The organism is Streptomyces sp. NPDC028298 (assembly GCF_055565895.1).
In genome coordinates this window covers 677,896-697,141 of the sequence record NZ_JBVHTL010000004.1, presented here as the reverse complement: position 1 = coordinate 697,141, position 19,246 = coordinate 677,896, and the positions used below count along the sequence as shown (strand labels likewise).

General features: G+C 69.0%; 16 protein-coding genes. 6 read left to right on the top strand and 10 right to left on the bottom strand.

Annotated features, from left to right (window positions below; all coding sequences use genetic code 11):
* The first annotated feature begins 99 nt into the window (after nucleotides 1-99).
* The 3 genes from ACZ4TO_RS22080 to ACZ4TO_RS22070 all read left to right on the top strand — a co-directional run bounded on the left by ACZ4TO_RS22080 (nucleotide 100) and on the right by ACZ4TO_RS22070 (nucleotide 3,263).
* Nucleotides 100-1,080 (top strand): ABC transporter permease, encoded by a 981-nt coding sequence (locus ACZ4TO_RS22080; RefSeq protein ID WP_468025015.1) that lies wholly within the window; start codon nucleotides 100-102, stop codon nucleotides 1,078-1,080.
* A 72-nt stretch (nucleotides 1,081-1,152) separates the two neighbouring features.
* Nucleotides 1,153-2,190: an ABC transporter ATP-binding protein gene (locus tag ACZ4TO_RS22075; RefSeq protein ID WP_385043330.1), complete on the top strand. Its 1,038-nt coding sequence runs from the start codon at nucleotides 1,153-1,155 to the stop codon at nucleotides 2,188-2,190.
* Between the two features lie 26 nt (nucleotides 2,191-2,216).
* Complete coding sequence (locus tag ACZ4TO_RS22070) at nucleotides 2,217-3,263, top strand: ABC transporter ATP-binding protein (protein WP_468025014.1); 1,047 nt, start codon at nucleotides 2,217-2,219, stop codon at nucleotides 3,261-3,263.
* A 146-nt stretch (nucleotides 3,264-3,409) separates the two neighbouring features.
* Here the strand turns inward: ACZ4TO_RS22070 and ACZ4TO_RS22065 are convergent, their stop codons facing one another.
* The 3 genes from ACZ4TO_RS22065 to ACZ4TO_RS22055 are packed head-to-tail and all read right to left on the bottom strand — an operon-like array spanning nucleotide 3,410 to nucleotide 4,776.
* Nucleotides 3,410-3,817 carry a VOC family protein gene (locus ACZ4TO_RS22065; protein ID WP_382787780.1) on the bottom strand — a complete coding sequence of 136 codons (408 nt, stop codon included), beginning with the start codon at nucleotides 3,815-3,817 and terminating at the stop codon, nucleotides 3,410-3,412.
* Nucleotides 3,818-3,820: 3 nt separating this feature from the next.
* A complete protein-coding gene (locus tag ACZ4TO_RS22060) occupies nucleotides 3,821-4,333 on the bottom strand; it encodes a DinB family protein (RefSeq protein WP_382787782.1) in 513 nt (170 codons plus the stop codon).
* Nucleotides 4,334-4,386: 53 nt separating this feature from the next.
* Nucleotides 4,387-4,776, bottom strand: coding sequence for a VOC family protein (locus ACZ4TO_RS22055; RefSeq protein WP_382787784.1), 390 nt, complete (start codon nucleotides 4,774-4,776; stop codon nucleotides 4,387-4,389).
* 154 nt (nucleotides 4,777-4,930) lie between these two features.
* Here ACZ4TO_RS22055 and ACZ4TO_RS22050 point away from each other — a divergent pair, with 154 nt between their 5' ends.
* Nucleotides 4,931-5,665, top strand: coding sequence for a class I SAM-dependent methyltransferase (locus tag ACZ4TO_RS22050; RefSeq protein WP_468025013.1), 735 nt, complete (start codon nucleotides 4,931-4,933; stop codon nucleotides 5,663-5,665).
* A gap of 161 nt (nucleotides 5,666-5,826) precedes the next feature.
* On the opposite strand, the gene ACZ4TO_RS22045 is transcribed toward ACZ4TO_RS22050, so the two are convergent.
* The 7 genes from ACZ4TO_RS22045 to ACZ4TO_RS22015 form a co-directional block, all read right to left on the bottom strand.
* Nucleotides 5,827-6,993: an ABC transporter ATP-binding protein gene (locus ACZ4TO_RS22045; RefSeq protein WP_385043339.1), complete on the bottom strand. Its 1,167-nt coding sequence runs from the start codon at nucleotides 6,991-6,993 to the stop codon at nucleotides 5,827-5,829.
* A gap of 13 nt (nucleotides 6,994-7,006) precedes the next feature.
* A complete protein-coding gene (locus ACZ4TO_RS22040; RefSeq protein WP_382787790.1) occupies nucleotides 7,007-8,068 on the bottom strand; it encodes an ABC transporter ATP-binding protein in 1,062 nt (353 codons plus the stop codon).
* A 9-nt stretch (nucleotides 8,069-8,077) separates the two neighbouring features.
* The gene (locus tag ACZ4TO_RS22035; protein ID WP_382787792.1) at nucleotides 8,078-9,058 is read right to left on the bottom strand and encodes an ABC transporter permease; all 981 of its coding nucleotides are present in this window, start codon (nucleotides 9,056-9,058) and stop codon (nucleotides 8,078-8,080) included.
* A gap of 95 nt (nucleotides 9,059-9,153) precedes the next feature.
* Complete coding sequence (locus ACZ4TO_RS22030) at nucleotides 9,154-10,962, bottom strand: ABC transporter substrate-binding protein (protein ID WP_382787794.1); 1,809 nt, start codon at nucleotides 10,960-10,962, stop codon at nucleotides 9,154-9,156.
* A 156-nt stretch (nucleotides 10,963-11,118) separates the two neighbouring features.
* Nucleotides 11,119-12,153 (bottom strand): ABC transporter permease, encoded by a 1,035-nt coding sequence (locus ACZ4TO_RS22025; RefSeq protein ID WP_382787797.1) that lies wholly within the window; start codon nucleotides 12,151-12,153, stop codon nucleotides 11,119-11,121.
* Between the two features lie 759 nt (nucleotides 12,154-12,912).
* Nucleotides 12,913-14,820 (bottom strand): translational GTPase TypA, encoded by a 1,908-nt coding sequence (gene typA / locus ACZ4TO_RS22020; protein ID WP_382787799.1) that lies wholly within the window; start codon nucleotides 14,818-14,820, stop codon nucleotides 12,913-12,915.
* Between the two features lie 182 nt (nucleotides 14,821-15,002).
* Nucleotides 15,003-17,513, bottom strand: a complete 2,511-nt coding sequence (locus ACZ4TO_RS22015; protein WP_382787801.1) for an ABC transporter family substrate-binding protein — start codon at nucleotides 17,511-17,513, stop codon at nucleotides 15,003-15,005.
* Nucleotides 17,514-18,042: 529 nt separating this feature from the next.
* On the opposite strand from ACZ4TO_RS22015, the gene ACZ4TO_RS22010 reads away from it, so the two are divergent.
* Nucleotides 18,043-18,366: a hypothetical protein gene (locus ACZ4TO_RS22010; protein WP_355760583.1), complete on the top strand. Its 324-nt coding sequence runs from the start codon at nucleotides 18,043-18,045 to the stop codon at nucleotides 18,364-18,366.
* Nucleotides 18,367-18,411: 45 nt separating this feature from the next.
* The gene (locus ACZ4TO_RS22005; RefSeq protein WP_468025012.1) at nucleotides 18,412-19,233 is read left to right on the top strand and encodes a hypothetical protein; all 822 of its coding nucleotides are present in this window, start codon (nucleotides 18,412-18,414) and stop codon (nucleotides 19,231-19,233) included.
* Nucleotides 19,234-19,246: the final 13 nt, after the last annotated feature.

The window sequence follows — 19,246 nt, the reverse complement described above, 5'->3', positions numbered from 1 at the left end:
GGGCGGCGGCACCCGTGCCGCCGCCCCGGTACCTCTCCACCCCCTCGTACCTCTCCCCACACTCCCGGCGACGGCGCCCCGTCCGGAAAGTCACGCCACATGTTCCGTTTTCTAGTCCGCCGAATCCTCGGCGCACTTGTGATTCTGCTGATCATCAGCGCCGTCACCTTCATGCTCTTCTACGCGATCCCGCGTGACCCTGCCCGCATGGCGTGCGGCAAGGTCTGCACCAAGGACCTCCTGGAGCAGGTCAGGGTGAACCTCGGGATCGCCGATCCGCTGCCGGTGCAGTACTGGCACTGGCTGGAGGGCATCTTCGCCGGGCGTGACTACGGCGGCCTGGGCAACTGCAACGCCCCGTGCCTCGGCTTCTCGTTCACCAACCGTGAGCCGGTCCTGGGCACGATCATGGACCGCCTGCCGACGACGCTCTCCCTCGCGCTCGGCGCCGCGGTCTTCTTCCTCATCATCGGTGTCGGCACCGGCATGATCGCCGCGGTCAAGCAGGGCAAGGCCGCCGACAAGATCGCCAGCTCGTTCTCGCTGATCGGCTCCTCGCTCCAGATCTACTTCGTCGGCTACATCGCGATGTACTTCCTGGTCCAGCAGCTCGGCATCCTCGAGCAGCCCTCGTACACGCCGTTCACCGACGACCCCGCGGCCTGGGCCGGCGGTCTGCTGCTGCCCTGGCTGACGCTGTCGATCATCTTCACCGCGAACTACACCCGTATGACCCGCTCCCAGCTCGTGGAACAGCTCAGCGAGGACTACGTGCGTACGGCGCGCGCCAAGGGTCTGTCCCGGCGCTCGGTGTTCTTCCGCTTCGCCTGGCGCGGCGCGATGGGTCCGATCGTCACGATCTTCGGCATCGACCTGGGCACGCTCATCGGCGGCGCCATCATCACCGAGTCGGTCTTCAGCCTCCAGGGCATCGGCAAGCTCGCCGTGAACGCCGTCGACGCGAACGACCTGCCGATGCTGCTGGCCGTGACCATGGTGGCCTCCGGCGCGATCGTGTTCTTCAACATCGTCGTCGACGCCGTCTACGCCTTCATCGACCCGCGGATCCGGCTCGCCTGACCCCGGCGCCCCCGCGCCGCTCACCCGCCGACCGCAAGCTACCCCCTCGCATCACCCCCCAGGAGCGTCCCCGTGACGAGCACCGATCAGCAGCCCTTCCTGTCCGTCAGGGATCTGAAGGTCCACTTCTCCACCGAGGACGGCGTCGTCAAGGCCGTCGACGGTCTCACCTTCGACCTGGCCAAGGGCAAGACGCTCGGCATCGTGGGCGAGTCGGGTTCGGGCAAGTCCGTCACGAACCTGACGATCCTCGGTCTGCACGACCGTGAGCGCACGGCCATCGACGGCGAGATCCTGCTCGACGGCAAGGAGCTGCTGACCGCCTCCGAGCGGGAGATGGAGCGGCTGCGCGGCAACAAGATGTCGATGATCTTCCAGGACGCGCTGGCCTCGCTGTCGCCGTACCACACCATCGGCCGGCAGATCGGCGAGACGTACCGCAAGCACACCGGCGCCTCCAAGAAGGAGGCCCGGCTGCGGGCGATCGAGATGCTGCGGCGCGTGGGCATCCCGCAGCCGGACGTCCGGGTGGACGACTACCCGCACCAGTTCTCCGGCGGTATGCGCCAGCGCGCGATGATCGCCATGGCGCTGGTCTGCGACCCCGAGCTGCTCATCGCGGACGAGCCGACCACCGCGCTCGACGTCACCGTCCAGGCCCAGATCATGGACCTGCTCAAGGACCTCCAGCAGGAGTTCGGCACCGCCATCATCTTCATCACCCACGACCTCGGCGTCATCGCGGACATCGCGGACGACGTGCTGGTGATGTACGGCGGCCGGTGCGTGGAGCGGGGCACCAAGAAGGAGGTGCTGCGCGCGCCGCAGCACCCCTACACCTGGGGCCTGCTGGGCTCCATGCCGAGCCTGGACGGCCCGGTCGACGTGCCGCTGTCGCCGATCCCCGGCTCGCCGCCCTCGCTCCTCAACCCGCCGTCGGGCTGCCGCTTCCACCCGCGGTGCACCTTCGCGGAGAAGGTCACGGACGGCCGCTGCTCCAGCGAGCAGCCGCTGCTCCAGGTCACGGACGGGCGCGGTGCCGCCTGCCACCTCACGGCGGACCAGCGCCGCGACTTCTTCGCCGACTTCGCCGCGACGCGGTCGCACTGACGTAACTGAGACGGGACTTCACGATCATGAGCAACACGAACCCCCTCCTGGACGTCACCGGACTGACCAAGCACTTCCCGGTGATGGGCGGCTTCCCCTTCAAGCGGAAGATCGGCGCGGTCCAGGCCGTGGACGGTCTGGACTTCCAGGTCGCCGAGGGCGAGAGCCTCGGTCTGGTCGGCGAGTCCGGCTGCGGCAAGTCGACGACGGGCCGGCTGGTCACGCGTCTGCTGGAGCCCACGGGCGGCAGCATCAAGTACCGCGGCCAGGACATCACGCACGCCGACCGCAAGCAGCTCGCGCCGGTGCGCTCCGAGATCCAGATGATCTTCCAGGACCCGTACGCCTCGCTGAACCCGCGGCAGACGGTCGGCAAGATCATCTCGGGTCCGATGGAGATCAACGGGATCAAGACGCCCGGCGGCTACGAGAAGCGTGTCCGTGAGCTGCTGGAGACGGTCGGTCTCAACCCCGAGCACTACAACCGCTTCCCGCACGAGTTCTCCGGCGGTCAGCGCCAGCGCATCGGGGTGGCCCGCGCACTCGCCCTGGAGCCGAAGCTGATCGTCGCGGACGAGCCGGTCTCGGCGCTCGACGTCTCCATCCAGGCGCAGGTCGTGAACCTGCTCCAGGACCTCCAGCGGGACCTGGGCATCGCGTTCCTGTTCATCGCGCACGACCTCGCGATCGTGCGGCACTTCTCGCAGCGCGTCGCGGTGATGTACCTCGGCAAGATCGTCGAGATCGCCAACCGCGAGGACCTGTACGACAACCCGCGTCACCCGTACACCCGCGCGCTGATGTCCGCCGTCCCCGAGGCGACCGCGGACGACGCCCCGGCCCGTGAGCGCATCCTGCTCAAGGGTGACGTCCCCTCGCCGCTCAACCCGCCGTCGGGCTGCCGGTTCCGCACCCGCTGCTGGAAGGCGACGGAGAAGTGCGCGACCGAGGCTCCGCCGCTGGTGCAGATCTCGGGCAGCAACGACGGTCACCTGACGGCGTGCCACTACCCGGAGACTACGGAGACCGTCCCGGCCCCGCGTCTCGCGAAGGACTCCGAGGCGGCGGTCTGACACACCCCTTTTCGTCAGCCGCCACCTTCAGGAACCGTCTTTCCCGGCCCATTGACCCGAGCCCGTGAACGCCGGTTCCAGGGGAACGAAGGCCCGCACTTCCCCGTGCGGGCCTTCTCGCGTTCCGGGTCCGGCCGGGACACGCCCTAGGACTTGTCCGTCAGCTCCAGGTCCCCGCGCTCCATGCAGAATTCGTTGCCCTCGGGGTCCGCGAGGACGACCCAGCCGCTCCCGTCGGGGCGGATGTGGTCGGCGACGCGGCGGGCGCCCAGGGAGACGGCGTGTTCGACCTCGTCGTCGCGGGTGCGGCCGTGCGGGGTCAGGTCGAGGTGGACGCGGTTCTTGGCCGCCTTGCCCTCGGGAACCCGTACGAACAGAAGCGTCGGGCCGCCGGACGGGTCCTCCAGGACCGCCTCCGGGTCACCGGGCTTGTCGTCGTCGTGGAGCGGCCGGCCGAGCAACCGGCTCCAGAACAGACCGACTTCGTAGGGATCACCGGTGCAGTCGAAGGTGATCGTACGGATGGTGGGGTGCGGTACCCGCGCGTCTCCCATGGTCTAGCCTCCCGTCCGGCCGTCGGCCAGTTCGCGCAGGATGTCGAGGTGGCCGTTGTGGCGGGCCGTCTCCTCCACGAGGTGGAGGACGATCCAGCGGAGGTCGACGTGGGTGCCGTCGCGACCGGCCCTCTTGGCCTTGGTGTCGAGGTCGTGCTCGGCCACCAACGTGCGGTAGCGGGCGCTCTGTTCCTCGTACTCGTCGAGAAGCTGCGCGAGCGGGAAGTCGACGGCGATGCGCATCTCGCGGTCGGGGTCCTCGTCCGTCCAGGGCCCCTCGTCCTCCTCGCCCTGGAAGACCACCTGGAACCAGTAGTACTCGACCCAGCGCAGATGGTTGATCAGCCCGCTCAGGGTCATGAGCGGCGACCCGGGCAGCGGCGCCTTGCGGGCGTCCTCGGCCGAGACGTCCTCGCACTTGGCGCGGGCGGTGGCCCGGGCGTAGTCGAGGAAGGTGGCCAACTGGGAACGCTCGTCCCAGTCACGGGGCATGTCCGTACGTGTCTGTGAAGTCATCGGGGTGAAGCATCCCGGCCGGGGCCGTTCGATGTCGAGCGATTAACGCTCCCCTACTCCTCCTGCCGGGCCACGAGTTCGGCCTCGAAGCCGTCCTGGTCCTCCAGGTAGGCGGCGTAGTGGGCGGGACCGCCCGCGTGGGGATGGGCCTCGGGGAACAGCAGGGTCCAGCCGTGGTCCGGGGCCTCGGTGACCAGGGTGTCGAGTTCGGCGCGGCCCGGGACGTGGAAGGCGAGGTGGTTCAGGCCCGGGCGCAGCCGGTCGTGGCGGTCTGCGGTCAGGGCCGGGGACTGCTCGAAGACCAGGTAGGTCTCCCCCAGCCGCCAGCTCCGGCCGTCCGGCCAGTCCTGGTAGGGCGTGTAGCCGAGCCGCCCCAGGAGCCAGCCCCAGGAGCGTACGGCCCGTCCCAGGTCCGGTACCCACAGCTCGATGTGATGCAGCATCTCGTCCCGATCCTCGTCGGCGGTGTCGGAGCCCGGCACACCCCGGCTCCCGTTCCCCGTCCCTCCAACCTGCCATTCTTTCCCCTCACGTTGCTCACCCGTTCCTTTCCGATCAGTGGTTTCGTGAGACCGCCGCGGCTGACAGACTGCTGTGATGGCTGACCGATCGTTCAGTGACGTCTCACTCGCCGCCTTGTACGACGCGCTGAATCCATGGGGTCCGAGCGACGACTTCTACCTGGATCTGGTGATGTCCGCGCGGTCCGTGCTCGACGTCGGATGCGGGACGGGACGCCTGTTGGCGCGTGCCCGGAAGGCCGGTCACGCGGGGCGGCTGTGCGGGCTGGATCCCGCCGCGGCCATGCTGGTGCAGGCGCGCGGGCAGGCGGACGTCGAGTGGGTGCTCGGCGACCTCGGATCGGTGCGCTGGGAGCGGGAGTTCGACCTCGTCGTGATGACCGGGCACGCGTTCCAGGTGCTCGTCGGCGACGAGGAGGTGCGCTCCGCGCTGGCCGCCGTGCGCCAGGCCCTGGGCGACGGCGGGCGGTTCGTCTTCGAGACCCGCAATCCCGCCGTCCGGGCGTGGGAGGGGTGGCGGCCCGAGCGGGCCCGCGAGGTGCGCGACGAGCACGGGGACCCCGTACGGGTGCGGCACGAGGTCGAGACGCCGGTGCTCGGGGACCGGGTGACGTTCAGCGAGACCTTCGAGCACCCGGACTGGGAGCGGCCGCGGGTCAGCCGCAGCACCCTGCGCTTCCTGGGCGCGGACGCCGTGCGGAGGTTCCTCGGCGAGGCCGGGCTCGCCGTGCACGAGCAGTACGGCGACTGGGGACGCCGGCCGCTCGCCCCCACCGCCCCCGAGATCATCACGGTCGCGGGCCGGGCCTGACCGCACCGCCGGCCCGCCGGGCTGTGACGGCCCCTTGCCCGCGACGGCGGCCCCCGCGCGCGGTACGGGCTCCCCTTCCGGCCGGACGCGCCCCACGGCCCGCGTACGGGAGAGGGGCCCGCGCGTCCGGCGCGGGCCCCTCCTCCGTACGGCAGGCCGTCCTAGCCGGCCTCGGGGGCGTCCTCCAGGGCCGCCAGGGCCGGGTCCAGGACGATGTCCTCGTCCCGGGCCTCGGTGGTCGGCTCCTCCGGGAAGTGGCACGCCGTCAGGTGGCCCTCACGGTTGCCCGCGATCCGGACCAGCGGCGGCTCCTCGCTCGCGCACTTGTCCTGTGCCTTCCAGCAGCGGGTGCGGAAGCGGCAGCCGGAGGGCGGGGCGATGGGCGACGGCACGTCGCCCGCGAGGCGGATGCGTTCCCGCGGCGGCTTGTCGGTCTCCTCCAGTTCGACCTCGGGGACCGCGGAGAGCAAGGCGTGGGTGTAGGGGTGCCGGGGCCGGGTGTAGATGGAGTCCCGGTCGCCGACCTCGATCACCTTGCCGAGGTACATGACGGCGACGCGCTGCGAGAAGTGCCGTACCACCGCGAGGTCGTGGGCGATGAACAGGAACGCGATGCCCAGTTCCCGCTGCACGTCCTGGAGGAGGTTGACGACCTGCGCCTGGATGGAGACGTCCAGGGCGGAGACCGGCTCGTCGGCGACGATCAGCTTCGGCTCGGACGCCAGCGCGCGGGCGACCCCGATGCGCTGGCGCTGACCGCCGGAGAACTCGTGCGGGAAGCGGTTGTAGTGCTCGGGGTTCAGACCGACGATCTCCAGCAGCTCACGCACGCGCTTCTCGCGGCCGCCCGCCGGATTGATCCCGTTGATCTCCATCGGCGCGGAGATGATCTTGCCGACCGTCTGCCGCGGGTTCAGCGACGAGTACGGGTCCTGGAAGATCATCTGGATCTCGGAGCGCACCGGCGCGAGCTGCTTGCGGCCGGCGTGGCTGATGTCCTGTCCGCGGTACGAGATGGTGCCGCCCGTCGGCTCCAGCAGACGGGTGATCAGGCGTCCGGTCGTGGACTTGCCGCAGCCCGACTCCCCCACCAGGCCGAAGCTCTCGCCCACGTGGACCGTCAGGTCGATGCCGTCCACGGCCTGCACCGCGCCGATGGTCCGTCTGATCGGGAAACCGCCCTTGACCGGGAAGTGTTTGACCAGGTTCTCGACCACGAGCAGCGGCTCGTCGGAGCTGTCACCGCCTGCGGAGCGCGGGGCGGGCAGCGTGGCCGCGCCCGCCGTGACGTCCTTCTCGACGTCTTCCTTCGCGACGTCTTCCTTCATCTCGCTGTTCTCCCTACCGCAGCCGGGGCTTGATCTGCTCGATGAAAATGGTCCGCTTCTGCTCGGCCGTGAGGTGGCACGCGCCGCCCCGGCCCGCCGGCAGCAGCGGGAGTTCGTCCACGCAGCGCGCGCCCCCGACCTCGCCCTGGAAGGTGCAGCGGGGGTGGAACCGGCAGCCCGACGGCGGCCGCAGCAGGGAGGGCGGCGCGCCGGGGATGGGCGCCAGCGGCGTGCCGAGGTCCGAGTCCAGCCGCGGCATCGAGTTCAGCAGGCCCCAGGTGTAGGGGTGCTGGGGCGAGCGCAGCACCTCGTTCACCGTGCCGCGTTCCACCGCCCCGCCCGCGTACATCACCATGATGTCGTCGGCCATGTCCGCGATGACGCCCAGGTCGTGCGTGATGAAGATGATGGCCGAGCCGAACTCCTGCTGGAGGTTCTTCAGGAGGTCGAGGATCTGGGCCTGCACGGTGACGTCGAGCGCGGTGGTCGGCTCGTCCGCGATCAGCAGGTCGGGGTCGCAGACCAGCGCCATCGCGATCATCGCGCGCTGGCGCATACCGCCGGAGAACTGGTGCGGATAGTCCTTCGCCCGTTCCTTGGGGTTGGGGATGCCGACCTTGCCGAGCATCTCCACCGCGCGGTCCCAGGCGGCCTTCTTCGAGGCCCCGGTGTGCTTCCAGAACGGCTCGGCGATCTGCCGGCCCACCGTGTAGTAGGGGGAGAGCGCCGTCAGCGGGTCCTGGAAGATCATGGCGGCCTTGTTGCCGCGCACCTTCTCCAACTCCGACTCGCGGGCGGTGATCAGCTCCTGCCCGTCGAGCACGATCTCGCCCTCGATGGTGGTGAACATCGGGTTGTGCAGGCCGAGGATCGTCAGGTTGGTCACCGACTTGCCGGAGCCCGACTCCCCCACGATGCCGAGGGTCTTGCCCCGTTCGAGGTCGAAGGAGAGCCCGTCGACGGCCTTGACGACGCCGTCCTCGGTCTTGAACCGGACGTACAGGTCGCGCACCGAGAGGAAGGCACCCGAGTCCGCCGGGGTGCCGGCGCCCGATTCCTTGGTCAGAGTGGTCACGGAGTGCTCCTAGGACAGCCGCACGCGCGGGTCGATGAAGGCGTAGCAGGCATCCACGATGATGTTGAACAGCAGGATCATGGCGGCGGAGAAGAGCATCACGCCCAGCAGCAGCGGAAGGTCGCTGAAGAAGACCGATTCCACGGCGAGTTTGCCGAGGCCGGGGAGTCCGAAGGTGTACTCGGTGATGATCGCGCCGCCCAGCAGCGAGCCGAGGTCGATGCCGAAGATGGTGACGATGGGGATCAGCGATCCGCGCCAGGCGTAGCGGAAGAAGACGTACTTGCGCGACATGCCCTTGGCGCGGGCGGTGCGGACGTGTTCCTCCTGGAGCTGCTCGATCATCGACGAGCGCGCCATACGGGTGTACTGCGAGGCGAAGATCGTGGACAGGATCACCCAGGGGATGATCAGTCCGGTGAACCAGCTCACCGGGTCCGCCGTGAAGTCGTTGTAGGCGGGCTTGTCGAAGAGGTGGCTCTGGTAGACGAGGGCGGCCAGCGCCAGGGGGCCGAGGAAGTAGATCTGCATCGAGCTGAGCACCATCGCGCCGGCGGTCACCGTCTTGTCCACGAGCGTTCCGCGCTTCCACGCGGCGAGCATGCCGGTGCCCAGACCCACGATGAGGAAGCAGACCGCGGCACCCAGCGTCAGCGACACCGTGGTGGGCAGGCGGTCCATCAGCGTGCCCCAGACCTCTTCATTGGTGTGGTACGAGTACCCGAAACAGGGCGCGGGGCACGGACCCTGGTCGAAGCCGTTGCTGCCCAGCACGAGGTTGTGCAGGAAGATCCAGTACTGCTCCGGGATCGACTTGTCGAGGCCGAGCACGTGATGGATGTTCGCGAGGTTGGCAGGCGTGCATGTCTTGCCGCACATCAGCAGACCCGGGTCCCTCGGCATCCCGAAGAACAGCAGGAACGCGACGATACTCAGCAGGAAGAGAATGACGGCGGCGCCGAGTGTCCGGCGAATGAGGAAGCGCAGCATGGCAGGGGCAGCTCTCAGACGTCAGCGGGCCCGACGGGGCCCGGCGCGTCCGCCTCGCTGAGCGGTGAGCGCGCCGGGCCCCGTCAGAGCGACGGTTACTTGACGAACAGGCGACGCGGGTCGACGCCACCGATCACGTCGTCGTAGACCAGGCCGCCGACCTTGGAACCGGCGATCTGGGTCTGCTTGTAGTAGCCGGTCGGGACGACGTTGACGACGTCCTTGACCAGGTACTGGTCGACCTTCTCCCACTCGGCAGCGGCCTTGACCGGGTCGGTGATCTTGTTGATGCGGTCGATGTCCGCGTTCACCTTGGGGTCGTTGACCTGCGAGTAGTTCTGCGCGCCGTCGGCGATCGCGCGGCCGTCGTACAGCGGCGGGATCACGGTCGAGGCGGACGGCCAGTCGGCACCCCACGCGGTGTGGAAGATGTCGTAGTTGTTGTCCAGCTTGCTGACCTGGTCGTAGTAGGTCTCGGCCGGGATCTCCTGGCGCTGGACGTCGAACCCGGCCTTCTTCAGACCCTCGGCCATGGCGGTGGAGTACTGCTGGCCCTCGGGGGTGTTGATGTAGCCGAAGGTCAGCTTCATGCCGACCTTGCCGGCCTCCTTCAGCAGGGCCTTGGCCTTGACCGGGTCACCGGCGGGCTTCTTGATCTTGCCGTGCGGGTCGAAGGCGGCGTCGTAGCCGCTGACCGTCGGGCTGATGAGGCCGCCGGCGACCTGCATCGCGTCGGTGCCGCCGTAGGCGCGCACGAACGGCGTGATCGGCAGGGCGTAGGCGATGGCCTCGCGGATCTTCTTGTCCTTGAGCGCCGGGTGGCTCAGGTTGATGTTCATCTGACCGACGTAGGGCTGGAAGCCCGAGACCGTGCGGGACTTCATCTTCGGGTCGGCGAGGACCTTGGAGAGGTTGCCCGCGTCGACCTGGTTGTTGAAGCTGATGCCGGCCTGGTCGGCTCCGGTGTCGGCCAGCAGCGTCTTGGTGGACGTCTCGTACTGCTGGTTGAACGTGATGTTGAACTTGTCCACGTACTGGTGACGGATCGGGTCCGTCTTCGGGTCCCAGTTGGTGTTCTTCACCAGGACCATCGACTTGCCGGACTTGAACGACTGGATCTTGTACGGACCGGTCGTCACGGGCGCCCGGTCGTACTTCGTCTTGGTGTCGCCCTTCTCGGAGACGATCGCGTAGCCCGCCATGGCGAGGGCGTACGGAAGGTCGGGGTGCGACGTCTTGAACTTGAAGACGATCGTCTTGTCGTCCGGCGTCTGCAGGATGCTGTCCGGCAGGTGCTTGCCCTTGTAGGGGCCGTCCTTCAGCAGCTTGCGGTAGTCCGCGCCCGGGGTGTCGGCCAGCCACTGCTGGACGTAGGGCGGGCCCTGGTTGATGAACGAGGCGAACATGCGCTCGAAGGTGTGGCGGACGTCCTTGGACGTGATCGCCGTACCGTTCTCGAACTTGATGCCGTCCTTGAGCGTGTACTTCCAGGTCTTGCCGCCGTCCGTCGTGGTGCCGGAGTCGGTGGCGAGGTCGCCGACGATCTCGTGCTTGGAGCCGTCGTCGCTCGTGGCCTTGTACCCGGTCAGACCACGGTGGAGCAGCGTGGCGAGGGAGCCCTCGTCGGAGACGTAGATCTGGCCCGGGTCCAGGTGCGCGTAGCTGTCACGCTGGAGGACCTCCATCGTGCCGCCGCTCTTCGCGCCCGGTACCTCGGCCGCGGGACCGGTGGAGTCGGCCGCGTTGCCGAACTTGATCGACTGCTGCTGCCGCTGCGCGTTCTCCTTGTCCTTGTTGCTGTCGTTCCCCTTGTCGCTGCCGCCCTTGCTGCAACCGGTGAGCACGAGAGCTCCCGCCGCGAGCACTGAGATTGCGGCGTATGCGTGGCGTCCGCCCCTACTCATCACTCAGATTCCTACCCATCTGTTGTCACCGGTGCGAACAAGTGCACCTGTGGTGCCGTTGAGTTGCGGTCTGCGGTCTTCGAACCAGTGATCTGACATTGAGGTGCTGTGGAGGTGCCGTTCGAGATCGGGGCGAAGGCGCCCACAACTCTGCGGTCAGCGAGCCGTCTTGGGATCGAAGGCGTCCCTGACCGAATCCCCGAGCAGGTTGAACGCGACGACGAAGATGATCATCGAGACGCCCGGGAAGAACATGTAGGTGATGTCGTTCTGGAGCACGAGTTCCGTCGAGGCCTTGGAGAACATCTGTCCCCAGTCGGGCGTCGGTTCGACGATTCCGACGCCGAGGAACGACAGACCGGCCTCGATCGTCACGAAGTTCGGGAGCAGGTAGGTGGTCTGCACGAGGAGCGGTGTCACCACGTTGGGCAGGACCTCCTTGCGGATGATCCGCCACGGGGACGCCCCGCTCACCTTCGCCGCTTCGATGAACTCCCGTTCGCGCAGGGACAGTGAGGTTCCCCGTAGGATGCGGCCGAGGCTCATCCAGCCGAGGAACCACTGGACGACGATCAGCGCGACCACGCGCACGTAGGTCGGTGTCTCGTCGCGCGGACTCACGAAGAGCGAGACCACGACCGGCATGCTCGCGATGAAGAAGAGCTGCGAGGGGAAGGCCAGCAGGAAGTCGATGACGCGGCTGATGGCGTAGTCGGCCCTGCCGCCGACGTAGCCCGCGGTGACGCCCAGCAGGATGCCGGTGATCACGACGGTGACCGTCACCGCCACGGAGATCATCAGCGAGGTCCGGATGCCGAAGATCAGCTTGGTGAAGACGTCGTAGCCGTTGCCCGGCTCCAGGCCGAACCAGAACTCGCTGCTGATACCGCCGTTGGGCTGGAGCGGCACGCCGGCGCTGTCGAAGAGCTCCGGGCGCTCGTCCGCGTACACCGTGTACGGGTTCTTGCCGTACAGCTTGGCGATCAGCGGGGCGAGCAGCCCGATCAGGAAGAAGAACCCCACGACGTAGGCGGAGATGACCCCCGAGCGGTCCCGTTTGAACCGGGTCCACATCAACTGGCCGGGAGACCGGCCGACGAGCTGCTCGCCCTCGGGTTTCGTGGTCGCCGCCTGCCCGCCGTGCACGACGACCGGTTCCGCGCCGTCCTCAGTCTCGATAGGACTCGTCACAATTCGCCCATTCCGCAAGTGTGGGTGTGCCGTACCCGGCCACGCCGGTCCGCCGGAGCGGAACAGGCCGTGCCGAGTCGGCGGCCGTCACCTGGCGTGCCCGGCCACCGTTCGGTTCAGAAGAGACGTCGATCGCCCGATGTCGCCCGGAAGTCCCAGCGGGACGCGCGTAGTTGAAACCACGTCACGGTCCGTCGGGCCGGACACAGGCGCCGGCCCCCGCGTCAGTACGCGGTGGCGCGGATCAGGGCTCGGAACTCCGCGCCGTCGTCGCGGACCGCGGGGGACGATGTGACCCACAGGGCGTTGATGACACCGCACATGGGTACCTCCTCATGACTCAACCGGTGCACGGACAGGAGGGGTACTGGTCGACCTCCGACACCCCTGACGGAGGATCAAGTACCCCACTGTGCTCGTGAGTCGGCGCTGTCCCCACAGCGCATGACCCATTGACCCGAGCGTTACGCGGCTAACTATGTGACATGAGCCAGATAACCGACCACAGCCTTTAGGTCTCGGTTCCATCACAGCTGCCGCGTACATCTTCCAAAATCTGGACAAAATGATCTGCGGGAGAAGCCCCCGAAACGGACGTGTTACATGCCTATCGGTCTGGACGCACCGCATTTCGGACACGGGAGGGCGGAAAACGGGTGGCAAAAAAGCCCGGGTGCCCCCATGCGGGGGCACCCGGGCTCAGGTTGCCGGTGGATCAGCCGGCCGGGCCTGACGGATCAGGCCGGCGGGACCGGTGGATCAGCCGTGCTTGGCGCGGCTCGCGGTGCGGCCGCGCTCCTTCTGGTCGAGGACGACCTTGCGGATGCGAACGGCCTCCGGGGTCACCTCGACGCACTCGTCGTCGCGGCAGAACTCGAGCGACTGCTCCAGGGAGAGCTTGCGCGGCGGGACGATCGCCTCGAACGTGTCGGCCGAGGCCGACCGCATGTTCGTGAGCTTCTTCTCCTTGGTGATGTTCACGTCCATGTCGTCCGAGCGCGAGTTCTCGCCGACGATCATGCCCTCGTACACCTCGGTGCCGGGGTCGGTGAACAGCACACCGCGCTCCTGGAGGTTCGTCATCGCGAACGCGGTGACGGCACCCGCGCGGTCGGCGACCAGCGAACCGTTGTTACGGGTCGTCAGGGTGCCGAACCACGGCTCGTGGCCCTCGTGGATGGAGTGGGCGATGCCCGTACCGCGCGTACCCGTCAGGAACTCGGTACGGAAGCCGATGAGGCCGCGGGACGGGACGACGAACTCCAGGCGGACCCAGCCGGAGCCGTGGTTCGACATGTTGTCCATCCGGCCCTTGCGGACACCCATGAGCTGCGTGACCGCGCCCATGTGCTCCTCGGGCACGTCGATCGTCATGCGCTCGACGGGCTCGTGGACCTTGCCGTCGATGACCTGGGTGACCACCTGGGGCTTGCCGATGGTCAGCTCGAAGCCCTCGCGGCGCATCTGCTCGACCAGGATGGCGAGCGCGAGCTCACCGCGGCCCTGGACCTCCCAGGCGTCCGGGCGCTCGGTGTCCAGCACGCGCAGCGAGACGTTACCGACCAGCTCGCGGTCGAGGCGGTCCTTGACCTGGCGGGCGGTGACCTTGCGGTCCTTGACCGCGGACTTGGCGTCCGCGCCCTTGCCCGTGCCGCCGCGGCCGACCAGCGGCGAGGTGTTCGTGCCGATGGTCATGGAGATCGCCGGCTCGTCGACCGTGATGAGCGGCAGCGCGATCGGGTTCTCGGGGTCGGCGAGGGTCTCACCGATCATGATGTCCGGGATACCGGCGACGGCGCAGATGTCACCGGGGCCGGCCACCTCGGCGGGCTTGCGGGTGAGCGCCTCGGTCATCAGCAGCTCGGTGATGCGCACGTTGGACATCGTGCCGTCGCGCTTGATCCACGTGACGGTCTGGCCCTTGCGCAGCTCGCCCTGCTCGACGCGCAGCAGCGCGATACGGCCGAGGAAGTTGTCGGCGTCCAGGTTGGTCACGTGGGCCTGGAGCGGCGCGGACTCGTCGTAGGACGGGGCCGGGACGGACTCCAGGATCGTCGTGAAGAACGGCTCCAGGTTGTCGCTGTCGGCCGGGACGGTGCCGTCCTGGGGCTTGGTCAGCGAGGCGACGCCGTCACGCGCGCAGGCGTAGACGATCGGGAACTCGATCTGGTCCTCGTCGGCGTCCAGGTCGAGGAAGAGGTCGTACGCCTCGTTCACGACCTCGTCGATGCGCGAGTCCGGACGGTCCGTCTTGTTGATGCACAGGATGACGGGCAGGCGGGCCTGCAGCGCCTTGCGCAGCACGAAGCGGGTCTGGGGCAGCGGGCCCTCGGAGGCGTCGACCAGCAGGACGACCGCGTCCACCATCGACAGACCGCGCTCGACCTCACCACCGAAGTCGGCGTGGCCGGGGGTGTCGATGATGTTGATCGTGATGGCGTCGCCGCCATCCTTCGGGTGGTACTTGACCGCCGTGTTCTTCGCCAGGATCGTGATGCCCTTCTCACGTTCCAGGTCGTTCGAGTCCATCATGCGGTCGTCCAGCGACTCTGCGGCGTGCGCGGCGAAGGCACCGGCCTGCTTGAGCATGGCGTCGACCAGAGTGGTCTTGCCGTGGTCGACGTGGGCGACGATGGCGACGTTGCGGATGTCGTGGCGCGTGGCCATAGTGAGGCGCTTCTCCCGGAGTGAGTGGACGGCCTCCGCATCCGCGGGGCCACTGCCGGGCTGAACACGCCACGGCCTTACCCCATGGTACGTGGCCTTGACAGAAGCGGCCTCCGCAGGGCCACCGGGGGCAGGGGGGACCGGGCCCGCCACAGGACGGGCCCGGATCGTTCACCCGCAGGTCACCGGCTCTTCGACGGGCTCGCCGAGGGCTTCGCGCCCTTCTTCAGGAAGCCCATGTCCTCGTACACCGGGGTCTGGAATCCGAAGGCCCCGGTGTTCGCCAGCCCGACGCGGGCGGCGGCGAGCTGGGGGCGCTGGTAGAGGGGGATGGAACCGGCGGCGGCCCAGATGCGGGCGTCCGCCTTGCGGACCAGGGAGCGTTCCTCGTCCTCGTCCAGGGTGGAGAGTGCCTGGTCGAAGAGCTGATCGACCTGGTCCGTGCCGACGCGGGTGTAGTTCTGCTCGACGCTCAGCGAGCCGTCGGCCGCCGGCACGGGCTTGGCGTAGATCGGACGGGCGTCGGTGGCGGGGAAGGCGGAGGCGGGCCACGAGTAGAGCGCGAGGTCGTAGTCGCCCGAGGCGATGTGGTCCTTGAAGTAGCTCTCGTCCGAGACCTTCGTGATGTCGGTGCGGACACCGACGCGCTGGAGCATCCGCGCGATCCGGTCGGCCACGAGCCGCAGGGACTCCGAGCCCGCGCCCGAGGGCACCACGAAGCGCAGCGCCAGGGGCTTGCCGTCCTTGGCGAGGACGTTGGACGCCGCGCCCGCCGGAGCCGCCGTCCCCTTCCCCGGAGCGGCCGTCCCCTGGGGCGCGTACGCCCCCGGAAGCCCGCCCTGGCCGGCGTACTGGCGGCCGTCCAGGTGCCGGGCGGCCTGCTCGTCCGTGTGGGCGCCCTGCCGCACGCCGGTCTGCTGCTCCTGCTTCCTCGCGTGGTCCTTGGGGTCCTGGGCGGGGCCCCGGCCCACGCCGGAGGGCTTGTCGTCGTCGCCGAGGACGTACGTCCCGCCCCCGCCCGGCCTGCCGTCCTCGGAGCCGTCGCCCTTCTTGCCCTTGGACCCGGCCGCCTTCTCCGTCTTCTTCTGCTCCGTGATCGGACCGCCCGGTACCCACCCGGCGTCCGCGAGGAGCGCCCGCGCCTCGGCGGCGTCCTGGTTGCCGAGGGCGCCGCTGCTGTCGGCGTACGCGGCCTGGCCGGCGAGGGCGAGGTGGCTGCCGACCGGTTCGGCGGGCAGACCGAGCGGCCGCAGGACGGCCTGGGCGAGTTCCTTGCGGTTCAGGGCACGCGCCACCGCGCGGCGGACGCGCTCGTCGGCGAGGGGGCCCTCGGAGCCGTTGAGGGCGAGCTGCGTGTAGGCGGGTTCGAGGGACTTGCGGACCACGAAGCCGCTCAGTCCCGACCCCTCGGAGGCCTTCGTCGCGCCGGCCCCGCTGCCCTTGGTTCCCGCATCGCCCTTCTCGCTCTCGTCGTCCTGTTCGCCGTCGTCGGTCTTCTTCTGCCGGGCGCTCTTCTCGGCCGCCCTCTCGCTCTTGTCGCTGTCCTCGTCCTTGTTGCCCTTCTGAGCCGCCTTCTCGCTCTTGTCGGCCTTCTCGCTCTTCTCGTGCTCGGCGCTCTTCCCGGTCTTCTCGTGCTCGGCGCTCTCGTCCTTGTCGCTCTTGTCGCTCTTGTCGTCCGCCGCGTTCTTCCCGTCCTCCTCCTCGGACTCGCTCTTCTCGTCCTTCGTGCCGGAGGTGGCCTTGGCGCTCTTGCCGCTCTTCTCGCTCTTCTCGCTCGTCGCGGAGGCCCCCTGCAACGGCGCGCCGTCCTTGTGCCGGGCGGCGAGGGTGACGCGCTCGGCCTCGGCGGGGTCGATCTCGGCCAGGTCGAGCCTGTCGTCGGCGAGCGCCTCGGCCCGCTTGTCCCGGGCGACGGCCACCAGGTCGATCTCGTCGAGCTTGCTGGGACGGCCCCACCAGCGGGCGCTGCGCGTGAGGCGGACCTGGCCGGACTTGCGGTCGACCGTCTTCACCGCGAAGGGCCCCGCGGTGACCTTGAGCTTGCGCCGCGCGCCGTCGTTGAAGGAGTCCGCGGTCCCCATGACGTCCTTCGGGTACAGCGGCGAGAACAGCGCCTTCCAGTCGGCGTAGGGCCGGCTGAAGGTGACGCGGACCTCCAGGTTGTTCTTGCCCCGCTCGATCTTCTCGATCCGGTCGTAGCCGGCGTTCCGCGCCGTCCAGTACGCGGAGTCCTTGCCGGACAGGGCGCGCCACTGGGCGGCGAAGTCCGCGGCGCCGATCTCGCGACCGTCGCTCCACACGGCCTGCTGGTTGAGCTTGTACAGCACGACCTGCTTGGGCGAGGTGCCCACGACCTTCGCGGACTCCAGGTAGTCGGAGTCGATCTGCGGCCGGCCGTTCGCGTCGAGCCGGTACATCGACGGCAGGACGGCGCCGGCGACACGGGTGGTCGCGGCGTCGGCGTCCGACTGGAACGCGTTCAGCGTCTCCGGCACGGCGTCCACGGCCCAGCGCAGCGTGCCGCCGTCGGCGATCTGGTCACGGGACGCGGGCGCGATGTCCTGCACGGCCACGGGTCTGTCCGCCTCGTCGTCCGCACTGCACGCGGCGAGGGCGGGTACCGCGAGCGCGCCCGCGGTGAGAAATGCGGCCGAGCGCATCACCGCGCGCAGTCCGACGCCTTCGTGGGACATCACTGCAACCTCCGGGGGACGCTCCGCCGCGGGAGCTGGTCCGTTTCTGGTCCCGTTCGGCGGTATTAGTGAGTTGATCCGATCTACGTGCCAACTGAAGAGCAGAGCGGCAAGGGGAAGGCGGCGACACGGCGACGGGGCCGGGTAACCCCACTCGTGCGGCGCAATCCGGCCGCATCGGGCCCCGTCCGAAGTGCCGCCGGGCCCGCGGCGCCGGTCCGCATCCGGAATGGCGCCGGAGGCGGGCGCGCGGGCGCGGAGCCCGGCGGCGTGCACGGGGAACACGGCGCCGGCGCGCTGTTCCCCGTGCCGTCCGGCCTGCCGGGCGGCCCTCCGGACCGCTCCCGGGCGCGCGCGGAATTCGACCGGCGCGCGAGCGGAACGGGCGGCGCGCGCCAGTCGTTCTGGAGCGCGGCGGTCTTCAATCCGTGCACACGCCTTCACACGGGACCTTGTGACGCGCAACACTCGCAGGCGCATGAACGTTGCCGCCTGAAGGCCGCGGGGCCCACGGAAGTGAGGGCAAGTCATGTCCGTGCACGACGACCTGACGTCAGTCCAGCGCTGCCTCGACGATCTGCAGCGGTCGGTGCGGCGCCTGGAACAGCAGATGGGCACCGGTCTGGAGATGCGCCGCGTGCGCGCCGACGCCGACCACCTGCGCGAGAGCCTCGCGCTGCTGCGCGAGGCCGCCGGACCCTCCCCCAGGCGCCCCACCGGGCCCGGGCCGGCGGTGTCCGCCTCCGACAGGCTGCCCGACCTGGTGACCGTCTCCGACACCCCGTACGACAGCTCCTTGTGGACCGATTCCGACGACGAGGGTCTCGGCGCGCACCACGGTCCCTCCCACTAGCGCCCGCGACACCGGCGCACCCCCGAACCCGACCGGAGTGCGAAGTTGGCCACTGGTACGGAACCTCATCTGAACAGCGGCGGTGTACGAACGGGTACGCGCGCCGCGATCGCCGCCCCGCATCTGCGGACCGACCGCTGGTGGCTGGCGCCCGCCGCCACCGCGGCCGGGTTGCTGGCCTTCGTCGTGTACTCGACGTGGCGGGCCTTCTCGGACACGCACTACTACGCGGCGCCCTACGTCTCGCCGTTCTACTCGCCCTGTCTGGCCGAGCGGTGCGGGACGATGCGCTCCGGCCCGAACGCGGACCTGTTCGGGAGCTGGTGGGGCATCTCCCCCGCGATCATCATCCTGATCTTCCCGCTCGGCTTCCGGCTGACCTGCTACTACTACCGCAAGGCCTACTACCGGGGCTTCTGGGCGAGCCCGCCGGCCTGCGCGGTGGCCGAGCCGCACAAGAAGTACACCGGCGAGACCCGCTTCCCGCTGATCCTGCAGAACATCCACCGGTACTTCTTCTACGCGGCCCTCGTCGTCGCCGGCATCCTCACGTACGACACCGTGCTCTCCTTCCGCGACGAGCACTACGCCTGGGGCCACATGGGCCTCGGCACGCTGGTGTTCCTGGTCAACATCACGCTGATCTGGGCGTACACCCTCTCCTGCCACTCCTGCCGGCACATCGTCGGCGGAAAGCTCAAGCACTTCTCCAAGCATCCCGTGCGGTACCGGATGTGGCAGTGGGTCGGGAAGCTGAACGCCCGTCACATGCTGCTGGCCTGGGCGTCGTTGGTGAGCGTCGCGCTCGCCGACTTCTACGTGTACCTGGTCGCGTCCGGCGCCTTCGACGATCCGCGCTTCTTCTAGATTGGGTGGAGCC

Coding starts and splice junctions, on each gene's coding strand:
- ACZ4TO_RS22080 (WP_468025015.1), top strand. CDS start 100: ATGTTCCGTTTTCTAGTCCGCCGAATCCTCGGCGCACTTGTGATTCTG.
- ACZ4TO_RS22070 (WP_468025014.1), top strand. CDS start 2,217: ATGAGCAACACGAACCCCCTCCTGGACGTCACCGGACTGACCAAGCAC.
- ACZ4TO_RS22065 (WP_382787780.1), bottom strand. CDS start 3,817: ATGGGAGACGCGCGGGTACCGCACCCCACCATCCGTACGATCACCTTC.
- ACZ4TO_RS22060 (WP_382787782.1), bottom strand. CDS start 4,333: ATGACTTCACAGACACGTACGGACATGCCCCGTGACTGGGACGAGCGT.
- ACZ4TO_RS22055 (WP_382787784.1), bottom strand. CDS start 4,776: ATGCTGCATCACATCGAGCTGTGGGTACCGGACCTGGGACGGGCCGTA.
- ACZ4TO_RS22050 (WP_468025013.1), top strand. CDS start 4,931: ATGGCTGACCGATCGTTCAGTGACGTCTCACTCGCCGCCTTGTACGAC.
- ACZ4TO_RS22045 (WP_385043339.1), bottom strand. CDS start 6,993: ATGAAGGAAGACGTCGCGAAGGAAGACGTCGAGAAGGACGTCACGGCG.
- ACZ4TO_RS22035 (WP_382787792.1), bottom strand. CDS start 9,058: ATGCTGCGCTTCCTCATTCGCCGGACACTCGGCGCCGCCGTCATTCTC.
- ACZ4TO_RS22030 (WP_382787794.1), bottom strand. CDS start 10,962: ATGAGTAGGGGCGGACGCCACGCATACGCCGCAATCTCAGTGCTCGCG.
- typA (WP_382787799.1), bottom strand. CDS start 14,820: ATGGCCACGCGCCACGACATCCGCAACGTCGCCATCGTCGCCCACGTC.
- ACZ4TO_RS22015 (WP_382787801.1), bottom strand. CDS start 17,513: ATGTCCCACGAAGGCGTCGGACTGCGCGCGGTGATGCGCTCGGCCGCA.
- ACZ4TO_RS22010 (WP_355760583.1), top strand. CDS start 18,043: ATGTCCGTGCACGACGACCTGACGTCAGTCCAGCGCTGCCTCGACGAT.